The 16,233-nt window shown below is 74.6% G+C and carries 11 protein-coding genes and 1 pseudogene; 6 read left to right on the forward strand and 6 right to left on the reverse strand.

Annotated elements, in window-relative coordinates; translation table 11 throughout:
• The first annotated feature begins 106 nt into the window (after positions 1-106).
• Both D7294_RS28940 and D7294_RS28945 read left to right on the forward strand, forming a co-directional pair.
• Positions 107-613, forward strand: coding sequence for a DUF6328 family protein (locus D7294_RS28940; RefSeq protein WP_120684795.1), 507 nt, complete (start codon positions 107-109; stop codon positions 611-613).
• 91 nt (positions 614-704) lie between these two features.
• Positions 705-2,066 carry an NAD(P)/FAD-dependent oxidoreductase gene (locus D7294_RS28945; RefSeq protein ID WP_120684767.1) on the forward strand — a complete coding sequence of 454 codons (1,362 nt, stop codon included), beginning with the start codon at positions 705-707 and terminating at the stop codon, positions 2,064-2,066.
• A gap of 468 nt (positions 2,067-2,534) precedes the next feature.
• Here D7294_RS28945 and D7294_RS28950 read toward each other — a convergent pair.
• Positions 2,535-3,320, reverse strand: a pseudogene (locus tag D7294_RS28950) (SigB/SigF/SigG family RNA polymerase sigma factor); the annotation flags it as partial.
• Between the two features lie 164 nt (positions 3,321-3,484).
• Between D7294_RS28950 and D7294_RS28955 the strand changes: the two are divergent.
• The 3 genes from D7294_RS28955 (at position 3,485) to D7294_RS28965 (ending at position 6,103) form a co-directional block, all read left to right on the forward strand.
• Entirely contained in the window at positions 3,485-3,880 is a 396-nt protein-coding gene (locus D7294_RS28955; RefSeq protein ID WP_120684769.1) for a DUF2267 domain-containing protein, read from the forward strand.
• A gap of 133 nt (positions 3,881-4,013) precedes the next feature.
• Positions 4,014-5,732 carry an aa3-type cytochrome oxidase subunit I gene (gene ctaD, locus D7294_RS28960; protein WP_120684770.1) on the forward strand — a complete coding sequence of 573 codons (1,719 nt, stop codon included), beginning with the start codon at positions 4,014-4,016 and terminating at the stop codon, positions 5,730-5,732.
• The gene (locus D7294_RS28965) at positions 5,729-6,103 is read left to right on the forward strand and encodes a hypothetical protein (RefSeq protein ID WP_194117775.1); all 375 of its coding nucleotides are present in this window, start codon (positions 5,729-5,731) and stop codon (positions 6,101-6,103) included. The genes ctaD and D7294_RS28965 overlap by 4 nt, the downstream gene beginning before the upstream one ends.
• 26 nt (positions 6,104-6,129) lie before the next feature.
• Here D7294_RS28965 and D7294_RS28970 read toward each other — a convergent pair whose 3' ends face one another.
• The gene (locus D7294_RS28970; RefSeq protein WP_120684771.1) at positions 6,130-7,143 is read right to left on the reverse strand and encodes a hemolysin family protein; all 1,014 of its coding nucleotides are present in this window, start codon (positions 7,141-7,143) and stop codon (positions 6,130-6,132) included.
• Complete coding sequence (locus D7294_RS28975; RefSeq protein ID WP_120684796.1) at positions 7,140-8,444, reverse strand: hemolysin family protein; 1,305 nt, start codon at positions 8,442-8,444, stop codon at positions 7,140-7,142. The genes D7294_RS28970 and D7294_RS28975 overlap by 4 nt, the downstream gene beginning before the upstream one ends.
• 139 nt (positions 8,445-8,583) lie before the next feature.
• Between D7294_RS28975 and D7294_RS28980 the strand changes: the two genes are divergently transcribed.
• The gene (locus tag D7294_RS28980; protein WP_158674711.1) at positions 8,584-10,638 is read left to right on the forward strand and encodes a glycoside hydrolase family 31 protein; all 2,055 of its coding nucleotides are present in this window, start codon (positions 8,584-8,586) and stop codon (positions 10,636-10,638) included.
• Positions 10,639-10,666: 28 nt separating this feature from the next.
• On the opposite strand, the gene meaB is transcribed toward D7294_RS28980, so the two are convergent.
• The 3 genes from meaB to D7294_RS28995 are packed head-to-tail and all read right to left on the reverse strand — an operon-like array spanning position 10,667 to position 15,868.
• The gene (meaB, locus tag D7294_RS28985; RefSeq protein ID WP_120684773.1) at positions 10,667-11,737 is read right to left on the reverse strand and encodes a methylmalonyl Co-A mutase-associated GTPase MeaB; all 1,071 of its coding nucleotides are present in this window, start codon (positions 11,735-11,737) and stop codon (positions 10,667-10,669) included.
• A gap of 7 nt (positions 11,738-11,744) precedes the next feature.
• Positions 11,745-13,976, reverse strand: coding sequence for a methylmalonyl-CoA mutase (gene scpA / locus D7294_RS28990; protein WP_174248465.1), 2,232 nt, complete (start codon positions 13,974-13,976; stop codon positions 11,745-11,747).
• Positions 13,976-15,868, reverse strand: coding sequence for a methylmalonyl-CoA mutase subunit beta (locus D7294_RS28995; protein WP_120684774.1), 1,893 nt, complete (start codon positions 15,866-15,868; stop codon positions 13,976-13,978). The genes scpA and D7294_RS28995 overlap by 1 nt, the downstream gene beginning before the upstream one ends.
• Positions 15,869-16,233: the final 365 nt, after the last annotated feature.

Here is a 16,233-nt window from a genome sequence, read left to right on the forward strand (position 1 = left end):
CCCGGGCATGGGCGACAGGCCGAGGGCGCCCGGAACGCGGCGGACGGGGCGGGCACGGCAGGCGCAGGCGCGGCGGGCCGTGCCGCACTCGCCGGGCGCCCCGCGGGTGCGGAACGCCTCGCGTGCCTCACGGGAGTCGCGGGCGGCGGCGGGGCGCGGGGAGACGCCCCTGGAGCGCGCCGACCGCAACTTCGCCGAGCTGCTGCAGGAGCTGCGCGTCACCCAGACGGGGGTGCAGATCCTCTTCGCCTTCCTGCTGACCCTGCCCTTCGGCCCCCGCTTCCCCTCGCTGGACACGGTGCAGCGCACCACGTACGTGGTCACCCTCCTCCTCGCCCTGGTGGCCAGCATCCTGCTCACCGCGCCCGCCGCGGTGCACCGGGCCCTGTTCCAGCGGGGGGCCAAGGAGCTGATCGTCGGCACCTCCTCCCGGCTGGCGAGCGCGGGACTCGCGGCCCTCGCCCTGTCGTTCACCGGCGCCCTGCTGCTCGTGGTGGACGTCGTCCTCAACCGGACCGCGGGCATCGTGGCGGCGGCCGGCGCCTTCGTCCTGTGCTGCGGGCTGTGGGCCGCCCTCCCGCGGCGGCTGCGCCGCGTGGGGCCCCGGCGGTAGCGGCCTGGGGCGGCGGGGAATCGCGGCCCGGCCGCTTCAGCCGCCGCCGGCCGGGTACTCGGCCCGTCCGAGTGCCTGAAGGAGGCGGAACATGCGCCGGTCCCGAGTGGTGGTCGTCGGAGCGGGCTTCGCCGGCTACCAGACCGCCAGGTCGCTGACCCGCAGGGCCCGCAAGGCCCGCGAGGACATCGAGGTGGTCCTGCTCAACCCCACCGACTACTTCCTGTACCTGCCCCTGCTGCCCCAGGTCGCCGCGGGCATCCTGGAGGCGCGCCGGGTCACGGTCTCGCTGACCGCGACCCTGCCGGACGTGCGGCTGACGCTGGGCGAGGCCCACGGCATCGACCTCGACGGGCAGCGCGTCCAGTACACCGACCCCGAGGGCAGGTCGGGGGAGCTGGCCTACGACAGCCTGGTGGTCAGCGTCGGCAGCGTCAGCAGGCTGCTGCCCATCCCGGGCGTCGTGGAGCACGCCCGCGGCTTCCGCGGGCTGCCCGAGGCGCTCTTCCTGCGCGACCACATCGTCTGCCAGCTCGAACTCGCCGCCGAGGCGGCCGACGAGGCGGAGCGGCGCGCCCGCTCCACCTTCGTGGTGGTGGGCGCCGGCTACACCGGGACCGAACTCGCCGCCCACGGCGCGGTGTTCGCCGACTCGGTGGCCGGGCGCCGCAGCAGGACGCAGCGCGGCTCCGTCGAGCCGCGCTGGATGCTGCTCGACATCGCGCCGCGGGTGCTGCCCGAGCTGGACGAGCGGCTGTCGCAGACGGCCGACCGGGTGCTGCGCCGCCGCGGCGTCGACGTGCGCCCCGGCACCTCGGTCAAGGAGGCCAGGCACGACGGAGTGCTGCTGGACAACGGCGAGTTCGTGCCCACCCACAGCCTGATCTGGTGCGTGGGCGTGCGGCCCGACCCGCTGGTGGCCGACGTGGGCCTGCCCACGGAACGCGGCCGGATCGTCGTCGACCAGTTCCTGAACGTGCCGGGACATCCCGAGGTGTTCGCCTGCGGGGACGCGGCCGCGGTGCCCGACCTGACCAGGCCGGGCCAGTTCACGCCGATGACCGCGCAGCACGCCTGGCGGCAGGGGCGCGTCGCGGCCCGCAACGTCGCCGCGTACCACGGCATCGGGGAGCGCAGGCCGTACAAGCACCACGACCGCGGCTTCGCCGTCGACCTCGGCGGCGTCCAGGCGGCGGCCAACCCGATGCACGTCCCGCTCTCCGGGCCGCTGGCCGGCCTGGTGACCCGCGGGTACCACCTGATGGCGATGCCCGCCAACCGGGTGAGGGTGGCGACGGACTGGCTGCTGGAGGCGGTGCAGCCCAGGCAGGCCGTGCAGCTGGGCATGGTGCGCTCCGGCTCGGTGCCCATCGACTCGCCCTCCCCGGAGCTGGCCCGGGTCCCGCACGGGAACGCCTCCTCCGCGGAGTCCTCCTCCCGCAAGGCCGCCTGACCGCAAGGCCGCCTGAGCCGGACCGCGGCGGGCCCGGCGGGGACGGGCCCCGGGCCCGCCGCGCCGCCCGCGCCGCGGGCGGCGGTGTGAAGCCTCTGCCAGGCGATCGGCCAGGTGGCCTGGACGTGGTCGGGGTGGGTGGGTTCCGGGGAGCCGCGGCTCCCCGGAACCCACCCACCCCGACCACCGGCGTTTCCCGGCGTTTCCCGGCGGTTTCCGGGGGCGCCCTCAGTCGCCGCGCGTCGCCTCGCCCGCCAGGTCCCCGCCCGGCCCGGGCGGGGAGCCGGGGCCGCCGGGCCCGGAACGGGGGGTCCCCCCGGCCGGGCCGCGGCCCACGGAGCGGGACCCGGCCGGCGGCTTCGCGGGCCGCCGCCCGTCCTTCGCCCCCGGCCCGCCCTCCTCGCCGGCCGGCGCCTGCCCGGCCGGCGAGGAGGCGCCCTTGCGCTCCTCCCGCTCCTCCCACTCCTCGACCTCGGCCCTGATCCGCTCGCAGGCGCGGGTGAGCAGCCGGGAGACGTGCATCTGGGAGATGCCGAGCTGCCGCGCGATGCGGCTCTGCGTCATGCCGTGGAAGAACCGCAGGTAGAGGATGTGCCGCTCGCGTTCCGGCAGGGCCCGCAGCGGGCTCTTCACCGACTCGCGGTCCACGACCCGGTCGAAGCCGGGCTCGGGCACGCCGAGGGTGTCCATCAGCGAGTAGTCGCCGTCGGAGCCGGGAAGTTCCGCGTTCAACGACAGGGTGCTGAAGCTTTCGAGCGCCTCGAGACCGGTCCTGACCTCGTCCTCGGTCAGGCCGCTGTGCAGGGCGATCTGCTCCACGCTCGGCCCGCGCTCGTCGAGCCGGAAGCTGAGCTGCCTGGCGGCGGCCCGCACCCGATTGCGCAGCTCCTGGGTGCGGCGCGGCACGTGCAGGCCCCACAGGTGGTCGCGGAAGTGCCGCTTCACCTCGCCGACGATCGTCGGCACCGCATAGCTCTCGAAGGGGCGCCCGCGGCTGGGGTCGTAGCGCTGGACCGCCTTGACCAGGCCGAGGGCCGCGACCTGCTCCAGGTCCTCCAGGGCCTCGCCGCGGTCGCGGAAGGTGCGGGCCAGACGGTCCGCCATCGGAATCCAGGCGCACACCACGTCCCGGTACAGCTGATCGCGTTCCGGGCAGGGCGGGAGCTGGGCTATGCGCTCGAATTGGCGGCGAGTGTCCGGCGCATCGTCGTGCGGATGTCGTCGCCGCTTGCGGGAATGTGCAGGTGTATTCATGGAGCTCTCCCAGGTGAGGGTGGGCGTGCGATTCCGCATGCGCTCGCCACGGGAGGACGTGCTACCGCATCACAAGTCTGCCCCAGGTTTTCGAATGCCGCGCGCGGTTACCCGGGAGGCGCATCTATCGAGCGGAAAAGAGCGACATCGAGAAGAGGGACATCGTGTCCTACGGCGAATTCATTGCGACCGTGCGTGAACGCGGCGAATACCCGGTCGACGAGGCGGAGCGCATCGTCGAGGCCGTGCTCGCCACCCTCGGCGAGCGGCTCCCCGAGGTGTCCGCGCAGCACCTGGCCGACCAACTGCCCGACGGGGTCGCCGACATCGTCGAGAACGTCTCGGGCGCGGAGGGCGGCGCCGGGCGCAGCTGGGGCGTCGAGGAGTTCATCAGCCAGGTCGCGGAGACGGCCGACGAGGACGAGGAGACGGCGGAGACCGACACCCGCGTGGTGTTCTCGGCCATCGCCGACCAGGTCAGCGGCGGGGAGATGAACAAGCTGCTGAGCCAGCTGCCCACCGGCTACGCCGAACTCTTCGGCTACTCGGAACTGGCCTGAGCCACCCCGGTGCGCCCCCGCGCGGGCGGGACCACGGACGCCGCGCGACCCCGCCGCGCGCCGGGGCGTGCGCAACGCCCACGAAAGTGTCAAACCGCAGCCGCCTCCCCGGCCGGGCAGTAGAACGCCCTGCATGTCCACGTTGACGCAGCCACAGGCGGAACCGCCGCGGGTGAGCGAACCCACCAGCAAGGGCCGGATTCTGGTCTCCTGGCTCACCACCACCGACCACAAGAAGATCGGCGCCCTCTACCTCACGACCTCCTTCGCCTTCTTCCTGGTCGCCGGCGCCCTGGCCCTGGTGATGCGGGCCGAACTGGCCAGGCCGGGCATGCAGGTGATGTCGTCCGAGCAGTACAACCAGGCGTTCACCATGCACGGCACCATGATGCTGCTGCTGTTCGCCACCCCGCTGTTCGCCGGCTTCACCAACGCGATCATGCCCCTGCAGATCGGGGCGCCCGACGTGGCCTTCCCGCGGCTGAACGGCCTGGCCTACTGGCTCTTCCTGTTCGGCGGGCTGCTCGTGGTCGCCTCCCTGGTCGTGCCGGGCGGCGCCGCCCACTTCGGGTGGTTCGCCTACGCGCCGCTCAACAGCAGCGTCTACACCCCCGGCCTCGGCGCCGACATGTGGGTCATGGGCCTGGCGTTCTCCGGCTTCGGCACCATCGTGGGCGCGGTCAACTTCATCACCACCATCGTCTGCATGCGGGCCCCGGGAATGACGATGTTCCGCATGCCGATCTTCGTGTGGAACACGCTGCTGACCAGCGTGCTGGTGCTGATGGCCTTTCCGGTGCTCGCCGGCGCCCTGCTCGCCCTCGCCGCCGACCGCACCTTCGGCTCGCACATCTTCGACGCGAGCAACGGCGGTTCGCTGCTGTGGCAGCACCTCTTCTGGTTCTTCGGGCACCCCGAGGTCTACATCATCGCGCTGCCGTTCTTCGGGATCGTCACCGAGATCATCCCCGTCTTCAGCCGCAAGCCGATCTTCGGCTACATCGGCCTGGTCGCCGCCACCATCGCCATCACCGGGCTCTCCGTCACCGTGTGGGCGCACCACATGTTCGTCACCGGGGCCGTGCTGCTGCCGTTCTTCTCGTTCCTCTCCTTCCTCATCGCCGTGCCGACGGGAGTCAAGTTCTTCAACTGGATCGGCACGATGATGCGGGGCTCGCTCTCCTTCGAGACGCCGATGCTGTGGGCCATCGGATTCCTCGTCACCTTTCTCTTCGGCGGCCTCACCGGCGTGCTCCTGGCCGCCCCGCCGATCGACTTCCACGTCTCCGACTCGTATTTCGTGGTGGCGCACTTCCATTACGTCGTCTTCGGCACGGTCGTGTTCGCCATGTTCGGCGGATTCTATTTCTGGTGGCCGAAGTTCACCGGCCGCATGCTGAACGAGCGGCTGGGCAAGATCCACTTCTGGACGCTCTTCTTCGGCTTCCACGGCACGTTCCTCGTCCAGCACTGGCTCGGCGCCGAGGGCATGCCCCGCCGCTACGCCGACTACCTGGCGAGCGACGGCTTCACCGCCCTCAACACCCTCTCCACCATCGGCTCCTTCCTGCTCGGCCTGTCCACGCTGCCCTTCCTCTACAACCTCTGGTACACCGCCAGGTACGGCCCGTTCGCCGAGGGCGACGACCCCTGGGGCTTCGGCCGCTCCCTGGAGTGGGCCACCTCCTGCCCCCCGCCGCGGCACAACTTCCAGTCGCTGCCCAGAATCCGCTCCGAGTCGCCCGCGTTCGACCTGCACCACCCGGGCGTCGCGGTCCTCGACGAGGCGCGGCACACCGGAGCCGGCGACGCGCCGCAGACGGAGTCGGGCGAAGAACCGGGACCGCGATGAGGCGCCCCGGCGACCGGCAGCTGGGGCGGGAGGCCAAGGCCCAGGCGGCGGCCGGGATCGCGCAGCTCGAGGGCTACCTGCTGTGGCAGGCCGAGCTGCGCGGCGCCCGCGCGGAGGGCGAGGACTTCGCGACGCGGCTGCCCTCGCTGAGCGAGGCGCAGCGCGCCGAGGTCGCCGGCCTCTACGCCGAGGAGCGCCTGCGGCTCGCCAAGCGGCTGCTGCGGGGACTCGGCGAACGCAGCCGGGAGTTCGAGGAGGAGTACGCGCTGCGCTACCGGCGGCTGCGGCAGCGGCTGTGGTGCGCGGCGGCCTGCGCCTGCCTGGCGTTCACCGCCTTCCTGCTCGCCCTCTCGGCCATGACGCTGGGCTGAGCGCCGGCCGGCCGCGGGGGCGCGGGTCAGTCCGGCGCGCCGACCAGCTCCATCAGCACGTCCTCCATGGTGACGAAGCCGAGCAGCCGCCCGCGGGCGCTGGTCACCGCGGCGAGGTGGGTGACCGTGGCGCGCATCGCCGTCAGCGCGTCGTCCAGCGGGGTGTCGAGTCCGATGCGCACCACCGGGTGCAGGGCGTGCTGCGGGATGGGGCGGTCCCGCGCCGGCAGCCCCAGCGTGTCCTTGACGTGCAGGAAGCCGAGCACGGTGTGGCCGGGGCCGGTCACCGGGAAGCGGGAGTAGCCCGACTCGGCCGAGACCCGCTCCAGCTGCCGCGGGGTGACCCGGTGGTCGACGGTCACCATCCTGGCGAGCGGGACCACGATCTCCGCCACCGTCCTGCTGCCGAGCGCCAGGGCGTCCCGCAGCCGCTCGCTCTCCTCGGCCGCAAGCAGCCCGGCCTCGCTGGAGTCCTGCACGAGCCGCACCAGCTCCTCGTCGGTGAACACCGCGGCCACCTCGTCCCGCGGCTCCACCCGCAGCAGCCGCAGCAGGCCGTTGGCCAGGGCGTTGATGCCGAGGACCACGGGACGCAGCCCCCGGGTGACGCCCACCAGCGGCGGCCCGAGGAGCAGCGCGGCCCGCTCGGGCGCCGCCAGCGCGATGTTCTTGGGCACCATCTCGCCCACCAGCATGTGCAGGTAGGTGGCCAGCACGAGGGCGAGGGCGAACGAGACGGGGTGCACCAGGCCGCCGGGCACCCGGCACACGTGGAACAGCGGCTCCAGCAGGTCGGCCATGGCCGGCTCGGCGACCGAGCCGAGCACCAGCGAGGAGGCGGTGACCCCGAGCTGCGCCGTGGCCAGCATCGGCGACAGGTGCTCAAGCGCCCACAGCACGGTGCGCGCCCCCCGCTCGCCCGCCTGGGCGCGCGGCTCGATCTGGTCGCGCCGCACCGAGATCAGCGCGAACTCCCCGCCGACGAAGAAGGCGTTGGTGAACAGCGTCAGGATGCCGAGGGCGAGTTCGACGGCCGTCATCGGGCGCCGCCCGCCTCGGGGGAGGCGATCCGCACCCGCTCCGCCCGGTGCCGCGCCGCGTGCAGCACCGTCAGCCGCCAGCCCGCCACCTCCACGGCGTCCCCGGCGACCGGAATCCTGCCCAGCGCCGTCGCCACCAGCCCGGCCACCGTCTCGTAGGGGCCCTCGGGCACGGCGAAGCCCACCGCGGCCAGCTCGTCCACGCGGACGCCGCCCCCCGCCATCCAGGTGCCCGCGCCCACGTGGGCCAGGTCAGGAGCCTGCGCGGGGTCGTGCTCGTCCCGCACCTCGCCGACCACCTCCTCGACGATGTCCTCCAGGGTGACGACCCCGGCCGTTCCGCCGTACTCGTCCACGACCACCGCCATCGACCGCAGGCCCCGCAGCCGCGCGAGCAGCCGGTCCACCGGCAGGCTGTCGGGCACCAGCGGCGCCTCCTTGGCCAGCTCGGAGACCCGGCGCCTGGCCCGCTCCGGCTCGTCCAGCGCGAGCACGTCCTTGATGTGCACGATGCCGAGGACGTCGTCCAGGCTCTCCCGGTAGACGGGGAAGCGGGACAGGCCGGTGGCGAGCGTCAGATTGGCCGCGTCCGCCGCCGTGGCCTCCGCCTGCAGGCTGTGCACGTCCACCCGCGGCGTCATCACGTTCTCCGCGGTCAGCTCCCCGAGGTGGAGGCTGCGCACGAACAGCTCGGCCGAGTCGGAGGGCAGCACGCCCAGAGCCGCGGAGTGCCGCGCCAGGGCGACCAGCTCCTGCGGGGTGCGGGCCGAGGCCAGCTCCTCCGTCGGTTCCAGGCCGACCACCCGCACCAGCCGGTTGGCCTGCTCGTTGAGGTGCCGGATGAAGGGGGCGAACGCGGCGCTGAACCCCCGCAGCCAGGCGGCGACCGCCCGGGCCACCCGCAGCGGATTGGTGATCGCCCAGTTCTTCGGGACCAGCTCCCCGACCACCATCAGCACCACCGTGGACAGGGCCACGCCGAGCACGAGCGCCACCGTGGAGGCGAGCCCGTGCGGCAGCCCGGCGTCGCGCAGCGGGCCGCGCAGCAGCTCGGTCAGGGAGGGCTCGGACACCATGCCGATCACCAGCGAGGTCACCGTGATGCCCAGCTGGGCCCCGGACAGCTGGAAGGTCAGCCGCTGCACGGCCCGCAGGGCCCCCGCCGCGCCCTTCTCCCCGGCCGCCGCGGACCGCTCCAGATCGCCGCGCTCCACCGTGGTCAGGGAGAACTCCGCCGCGACGAACACCGAGCAGGCCAGCGTCAGCAGCAGCGCGAGCAGCAGAAGCAGCAGATCGATCAGCATGTCGCCCCCATCCCAACTCGCCTCCTCGGGCACCGTGCGCCCCGCCGCGAACGTTACCTGCCGCGGCACCGGCCGCGGCGGCGGCCGGGCGCGCAGGGCGCCGTTACCCCGCGCCGCGCCGGGGTACTCGCGGCCCATGGCACCCACGAGCACCGACCCGTACGTGTCCGCGGAGCCGGCCGCCGAGGCCGAGTTCCTGCGCGTCACGTGCGCCTCGGGCCGTACCCTGCGCTTCTCGTGCACCGTGCCGGTGCCGGGCGTGCTGCGGCTGCGTCTGGTGCCGCCCGGGGGCGAGGGCACGGCGCACCCGCCGGCGTCCTCCCCCATGCTCGTCGACCTGCCGCACCGGCCCGCCCGGCTCACCCGCACCCCCACCGGCACCCGGATCACCGGGCCCGGGGTGGAGGCCGAGTGGGAGTCGGGCAGCACGGGTGCCGACCCCGACCGCGGCGCACCGCAGGCGCTCACCTTCGGCGCCTTCACCCGCTTCTCCGAGCCCGAGGGCGCCACCGTGCCCTTCCACGCCGGGTACCGGCCGCCCGCGCCGGACCGGCCCGCGGCGTTCGTCGAGACGATCCACCTGACGCCCGACGCGGCCGTGTACGGCGGCGGCGAGAGCTACCAGGGCATCAACCTGCGCGGGCGCCGCCGCAGGCTGCGCAACATCGAGGAGAACCGCGCGGCCGGGCGTGACTCCGCGTACCTCAACGTGCCCCTGCTGTGGTCGGACGCCGGCTGGGGCCTGTTCGTGCACACCGGCGGGCCGGTCACCGCCGACCTCGGCGCCACCCACTCGGAGGCGGCCAGGATCGAGGTGCAGGGCGAGGAGCTGGACCTGTTCCTGCTCAGCGGGGACGCCCCCACCCTCCTCGACCGCTACCTCGCCCTCACCGGCCGCCCCGGCCCGCTGCCCGACTGGGCCTTCGGGGTGTGGATGAGCCGCTGCTCCTACTTCACCGCGGAGGAGGTGCTGCGCACCGTGGACGGACTGGAGGCCGCCGGCTGCCCGGTGGACGTGGTCCACGTCGACGAGTGGCTGGCCGAGTCGGTGCTCGACGACGCCGCCTGGAGCGCCCCCGCCGACCGCAGCCGCTTCCCCGCCGGGTGGAGCCGCCCGCTGGCCGAACGCGGGGTGCGCACCAGCCTGTGGATCAACCCCTACGTCAAGCGCGGCACCCCGCTCGCCGAGGAGCTGGAGACCCGCGGCTACCTCGTCAAGGGCGCCGACGGCCGCCCCACGGCCACCGCGGACAACCCCGACACCCTCCCCATCGACTTCACCGACCCGAAGGCGCGCGAGTGGTGGTGCGGGCGCCTGACGCGGACCCTGCGCGAGGAGGGCAACGCGGCGGTGCTCGCCGACTTCGGCGAGGAGATCCCCGGGGACGCGGTCTTCGCCGACGGCAGCCGCGGCCCCGAACTGCGCAACGGCTACGGCGTGCTGTACCAGCGCACCGTGCGCGAGGCGGGCAGGCGGGCGCGCGGCGACGACTTCGTGCCCATCGCGCGCTCCGGCACCGCCGGCTCGCAGCGGGACGGCGCCCACTGGGCCGGCGACCTGCCCTCCACCTGGAGCGGCCTGGTCTCCACGCTGCGCGCCCTGCTCTCGATGTCGCTCAGCGGCTGCTCGATGGTGACCCACGACGCCGGCGGCTACTGGACGCCCGAGTCCTACCGCAGGGCCGGGCCGTTGCGCAGGCACATGACGCCCGACGCGGTGATCACCGACGTGGAGCCCGAGCTGTACGGCAGGTGGGCCCAGTGGGCGGCGTTCTCCCCGATCATGCGCTTCCACGGGGTGGGCCGCCGCGAGCCCACCGCCTACCCCGAGCCGGTGCGCTCGGCCGCCATCGCGGCCTGCCGGCTGCGCCGCAGGATGCGCGGCTACCTCGCCGAGGCGGCCAGGGGCGCGGCCCTGATGCGGCCGATGCCGCTGGCCTGCCCGGGCGACCGGGCGGCCCGCGACGCCGAACTCCAGTACCTCTTCGGCCCCGACGTCCTCGTCGCGCCGATCCTGGAGCGCGGCGGGCGGCGCCGCCTCTACGTGCCGGAGGGCGAGTGGCTGCCGCTGCTCGGCTGCCCGCCGCAGAGCGGTCCCGGCTGGCGCGAGGTCGTCTGCGGCCCGGACCAGTTCCCCGCCTTCGTCCGCGCGGAACGCGGGCTCGGGGGCGTCCTCACGGACCCCGCCTGACCGGGCCGCCGGCCGCGGGCCCCGGGGCTCAGCCGGGCCCCGGGCCGCCCGGAGACCCGCCGCCCGGGGCGCCGTTCCCGCCGGCCTGCGGGGGCGCGGGGGAGTCCCCGGCCGCGTCGCCGAAGGCGCCGAGCAGCCGCTGTGCGGCGAGGGTCGCGGTCAGCGTGCCCTGGCGCACCTGGCGTTCGAGCGCGGGCGCCAGCCGCCGCACCTCCGGGTGCCGTTGCAGCCGCGCGAGGAGTTCCTCCCGCACCATCGACCAGGTCCACTCCACCTGCTGCTCGCGCCGCTTCTCCGCCAGCCGCCCCGAGGCGGAAAGCGCCCCGCGGTGCTGTTCCAGCCGTTCCCAGACCCCCTCGAGGCCGGTGCCCTCGCGGGCGCTGCAGGTGAGCACGGGCGGCGACCAGCCGTCCGCCTCCGCCGCGTGCAGCATGCGCAGCGCCCCCCGCAGCTCCCGCGCGGCGGCCCGCGCGTCCCGCTCGTGGGGGCCGTCCGCCTTGTTGACCGCGATGACGTCCGCCAGTTCCAGCACGCCCTTCTTGATGCCCTGCAACTGGTCGCCCGTCCTGGCCAGGGTGAGCAGCAGGAAGGAGTCCACCATGCCGGCCACCGCGGTCTCCGACTGCCCCACGCCGACCGTCTCCACCAGCACCACGTCGTAGCCCGCGGCCTCCATCACCACCATCGTCTCCCGGGTGGCCCGCGCGACCCCGCCGAGCGTCCCCGCGGACGGGGAGGGGCGGACGAAGGCGGCCGGGTCCACGGCCAGCCGCTCCATCCGCGTCTTGTCGCCGAGGATGGAGCCGCCGGTCCTGGTGGAGGAGGGGTCCACGGCGAGGACCGCGACCCGGTGGCCCAGGCCGGTCAGCAGCGTGCCGAACGCGTCGATGAACGTCGACTTGCCCACGCCCGGCACCCCGCTGACGCCGATCCGCCGCGCCCGGCCCGCGTGCGGCAGCAGGTCGAGCAGCAGCCGCTGGGCCAGCGCCCTGTGGTCCGCCCTGGTGGACTCCACCAGCGTGATGGCCCGGGCGAGGTGGGCCCGCGAGCCCTCCAGCACGCCCTTGGCGTAGGCGTCGACGTCGATGGTCCTCGGCATGCGCTTCCTACAGGTCGTGGCCGAGCTCGGCGGCGAGCGTCCGCAGCAGCTCGTACGCGGCGTCGGGGATCACCGTGCCCGGCGGGAACACCGCGGCGGCCCCGGCCTCCCGCAGCGCCGCCACGTCGTCGGGCGGGATCACGCCGCCGACCACGATGACGATGTCCTCGCGCCCCGCCTCGGCCAGCTGCTCGCGCAGCGCGGGCACCAGCGTCAGATGCCCGGCGGCCAGCGAGGAGACGCCCACGATGTGCACGTCGGCCTCCACCGCCTGCCTGGCCACCTCGGCCGGGGTCTGGAAGAGCGGGCCGACGTCCACGTCGAAGCCCAGGTCGGCGAAGGCCGAGGCGATCACCTTCTGCCCGCGGTCGTGCCCGTCCTGGCCCATCTTGGCCACCAGGATGCGCGGGCGCCGCCCCTCGGCCTCCTCGAACGCCGCCACCAGGGCGCGGGTGCGCTCCACGCCGGGCAAGCCCCCGGCCTCCTCCCGGTACACACCCGAGATGGTACGGATCTGCCCGGCGTGCCGCCCGAACACCTTCTCCAGGGCGTCCGAGATCTCCCCGACGGTGGCCTTCGCCCTGGCGGCGTCCACGGCGCGTTCCAGCAGGTTGCCGTCCGCGGCAGCCGCCGCGGTCAGCGCGTCAAGCGCCGCCCGGGTCGCCCCCTCGTCGCGTTCCGCGCGCAGCCGGCGCAGCTTCTCCAGCTGCTGGGCCCGCACCGCCGAGTTGTCGACCTTGAGCACCTCGATGCGTTCCTCGCCCGCCACCCGGTGGGTGTTCACCCCGATCACCGGCTGGCGGCCGGAGTCGATGCGGGCCTGGGTGCGGGCCGCGGCCTCCTCCACGCGCATCTTCGGGATGCCCGCGTCGATGGCCTTGGCCATGCCGCCCGCGGCCTCGACCTCCTCGATGTGCTGCCAGGCGCGCCTGGCCAGGTCGTACGTCAGCCGCTCCACGTACGCGCTGCCGCCCCAGGGGTCGATCACCCGGCAGGTGCCCGACTCCTGCTGCAGCAGCAGCTGCGTGTTGCGGGCGATCCGCGCGGAGAAGTCGGTCGGCAGCGCGAGCGCCTCGTCCAGCGCGTTGGTGTGCAGCGACTGGGTGTGGCCCTGGGTGGCGGCCATCGCCTCCACGCAGGTGCGCGTCACGTTGTTGAACACGTCCTGCGCGGTCAGCGACCAGCCCGAGGTCTGCGAATGGGTGCGCAGCGACAGGGACTTGGGATTCTCCGGCCCGAACTGCCGGACGAGTTTGGCCCACAGCAGCCGGGCCGCGCGCAACTTGGCGATCTCCATGAAGAAGTTCATCCCGATCGCCCAGAAGAACGAGAGGCGCGGCGCGAAGGCGTCCACGTCGAGCCCGGCCGCCAGCCCGGCCCGCAGGTACTCCACGCCGTCGGCCAGGGTGTAGGCGAGCTCCAGGTCGGCGGTGGCCCCGGCCTCCTGGATGTGGTAGCCGGAGATGGAGATGGAGTTGTAGCGCGGCATGCGCCGCGAGGTGTAGGCGAAGATGTCGGAGATGATCCGCATCGAGGGCTGCGGCGGGTAGATGTAGGTGTTGCGGACCATGAACTCCTTGAGGATGTCGTTCTGGATGGTCCCCACCAGCTTCTCGGGCGGCACCCCCTGCTCCTCGGCCGCCACGATGTACAGCGCCAGCACCGGCAGCACCGCGCCGTTCATCGTCATCGACACGCTCATCCGGTCCAGCGGGATGCCGTCGAAGAGCTGCCGCATGTCGTAGATCGAGTCGATCGCCACGCCCGCCATGCCCACGTCGCCGGTCACCCGCGGGTGGTCGCTGTCGTAGCCGCGGTGCGTGGGCAGGTCGAAGGCCACGGACAGGCCCTTCTGACCGGCCGCCAGATTGCGCCGGTAGAAGGCGTTGGAGTCCTCCGCGGTGGAGAACCCGGCGTACTGCCTGACGGTCCAGGGCTGGTTGACGTACATCGTCGGGTACGGGCCGCGCAGGTAGGGCGCGATGCCCGGGTAGGTGCCGAGGAAGTCGATTTCGGCCAGGTCGTCCGCCGTGTACAGCGGCTTCACGCCGATGCCCTCGGGGGTCTCCCACACCAGGTCGTCCACGCCGCGGCCCGCCTCCTTGACGGCCGCCTGCCACTGCTCCGCGGTCACCCGCCCCCGGCCGGCTTCCCCGCCGCCCTCCCCGTGTCCCGTGCGGTCCCGCGTCTCGTCGTCCGGCTCCAGGGCGATGCCCGTGAAGTCGGGGATCTCCTGCATCACGCCACTCCCAGAGAGTCGAGTACGGAGGTGAGGAGGGCGACCGCGTCGCCGCCCTGGAAGACGAACTCGTCGACGCCGGCGGCGGCGAGGGCCTCGCCCTGCTTCCCCGGCCGCCCGGCGAGGAGCACCCGGCCGGCGCCCGCGGCCTTCAGCGCGGCGGCCACGGCCGCGCCCTGTGCGGCGTACCCGGCCTCGTCCGAGCACAGGCAGGCGACCGTGGTGTCCGCGGCGGCGAAGGCCGCGGCCACGGTGTCCGCGTCCACGGAGGCCGGCTCGTGGACGGCCCGGATGCCCGCCGCCTGGAAGAGGTTGGCGGCGAAGGCGGCGCGGGCGGTGTGCGCCGCGGCCGGGCCGAGCGCGGCCAGGAAGACGCGGGGCGGCTCGCCCGTGGCCGCCGCGTGCGCGTCGGACCTGGTGCGCAGCGCCTCGAACGCCTCGTCGCGGCGGACCTCGGGGAGGCCGCCACCCGCCGCACGGGGTGGGGCGGCGGGGGGCGGCGGCTCGTTCGGGTCGGCGAACTCGCTGACCCCGGTGATGGGTTCGCGGCGCGTGGCCAGCTCTTCGGCACGCTCCCGCCAGGTGGCGGCCAGCCGCTCGGCGACCAGCCCGGAGCGCAGTGCCGCGGCCTGGCCGCCGGCGCGCTCGATCTCCTGGAACCAGGCCCAGGCGGCCCGCGCGACCTCGTCGGTCAGCCGCTCCACGTACCAGGAGCCGCCCGCCGGGTCGACCACCCGCGCCAGGTGGGACTCCTCGATGAGGACCGTGGAGGTGTTGCGCGCGATGCGGCGCGAGAAGGCGTGTGGGCCGCCGATGGCCTGGTCGTAGGGCAGCACGGTGACGGCGTCGGCGCCCCCGGTGCCGGCGGCCAGGCAGGCCACGGTGGTGCGCAGCATGTTCACCCACGGGTCCCGCCTGGTCATCATCACCGGCGAGGTGACCGCGTGCTGCAGCTGCGCCCCGGCGCCGGCCGCCGCCCCGCACGCCTCGGCCACCCGGGACCACAGGCGGCGGGCCGCGCGGAGCTTGGCGATGGTGAGGAACTGGTCGGCGGTGGCCGCGTAGCGGAACTCCAGCTGGCCGAAGGCCGCGTCGAGGGGCAGCCCGGCCCTGGTGAGCTCCCTGAGGTAGGCGAGGCCGGTCGCCAGGGCGCAGCCGAGCTCCTGCGCGGTGGAGCCGCCGGCCGAGTGGTAGGGCAGGGCGTCCACCACCAGCGCCCGCAGGGCCGGGTGGTCGCGGTGGCAGCGGGCGGCGAGCCCGGCCGCCGCCCACAGCCGCGGGGTCAGCTCGGCGTCCTCGCCGGTGCGGGCGAGCAGGCCGAGCGGGTCGGCGCCCAGGTTGCCGCGCACGGCCGCGGCCGGCACCCCGCGCTCCTCGGCGAGGCGCAGCAGTTCCCTGGCGGCACTCTCGAAGGAGGCGCCCGGGTCGAGCACGACGGGCGCGAGGTCGAGCAGCACGCCGTCGAGCGCGGTGCCCAGGGCGGCGACCGGGACGCCGCCCTCGCCGGTGGCCAGCCACAGCGAGGTGGCGCCGTTCTCCAGGTCGGTCAGCGCAGCCGCGTTCACCTCCCTGGCGTCCGTCCCCGTGTGGCGCTGCCTGACGTCCCAGCCCGCGGGGGCGGTGCCCTCGGGGCGCCCGCCCCGGACGAAGGGCGCGAATCCCGGGTAGCCGCGGTCGGCCGCGGGGGCGTCCTGCGCGGTGTAGAGCGGGCGGGTGACGATGCCGTCCTGGAGCCTGGTGGCCAGCGCCTCCTCGGCCGCCTCCCCGGAGAGCTCCGCGCCGCCCTTGCGCAGGACGCCCGCCACCAGGCGCCGCCACTGCTCGCGGTCCGCCGCGGGGAACTCGGCGGCCAGGGGGAGCTCCCCGGCGGCGGGATCTGTCGAGACCGTCATGGTCACAGACTCGTCGCCCCTGCTAAAGCCCCTCCAAAAAGCCGGGGGAGCCCCGTCCCCCGGCGTGGCTGCGCTCGGCATGCGTCCCTCCTGCGGCGCTCGGCCCCGGCGCCATCGCCGGGGCGGGCGGGGCCGCGTGATCCGGTCCCGCTACCGAGCATCGCACGCCGGGGCCCGCCCGGCGGCTCCCGGGCTGCGCCTTCGCGGGAGCGGGCCGAGGATGGGCCCGTGCCGCCCGAACCACAGGAGCCGCCGGAACGCCCCGGGGCGCGTGCGGAGCGCGGCCCGGCGCAACCCGGCGCCGGGGCCGCGCCGCACCCCTCCGCGCGCGCCCCGCGCCCGGGCGGCGCGGACCGCGGGGCCCC

This window comes from Streptomyces hoynatensis (assembly GCF_003626535.1).
GTDB classification, from domain to species: Bacteria; Actinomycetota; Actinomycetes; order Streptomycetales; family Streptomycetaceae; genus Streptomyces; species Streptomyces hoynatensis.

Excerpts from the sequence above, each read along its gene's own strand:
- D7294_RS28945 (WP_120684767.1), top strand. The coding sequence starts at position 705 with ATGCGCCGGTCCCGAGTGGTGGTCGTCGGAGCGGGCTTCGCCGGCTAC.
- ctaD (WP_120684770.1), top strand. The coding sequence starts at position 4,014 with ATGTCCACGTTGACGCAGCCACAGGCGGAACCGCCGCGGGTGAGCGAA.
- D7294_RS28965 (WP_194117775.1), top strand. The coding sequence starts at position 5,729 with ATGAGGCGCCCCGGCGACCGGCAGCTGGGGCGGGAGGCCAAGGCCCAG.
- D7294_RS28970 (WP_120684771.1), bottom strand. The coding sequence starts at position 7,143 with ATGACGGCCGTCGAACTCGCCCTCGGCATCCTGACGCTGTTCACCAAC.
- D7294_RS28980 (WP_158674711.1), top strand. The coding sequence starts at position 8,584 with ATGGCACCCACGAGCACCGACCCGTACGTGTCCGCGGAGCCGGCCGCC.
- meaB (WP_120684773.1), bottom strand. The coding sequence starts at position 11,737 with ATGCCGAGGACCATCGACGTCGACGCCTACGCCAAGGGCGTGCTGGAG.
- scpA (WP_174248465.1), bottom strand. The coding sequence starts at position 13,976 with ATGCAGGAGATCCCCGACTTCACGGGCATCGCCCTGGAGCCGGACGAC.
- D7294_RS28995 (WP_120684774.1), bottom strand. The coding sequence starts at position 15,868 with ATGACGGTCTCGACAGATCCCGCCGCCGGGGAGCTCCCCCTGGCCGCC.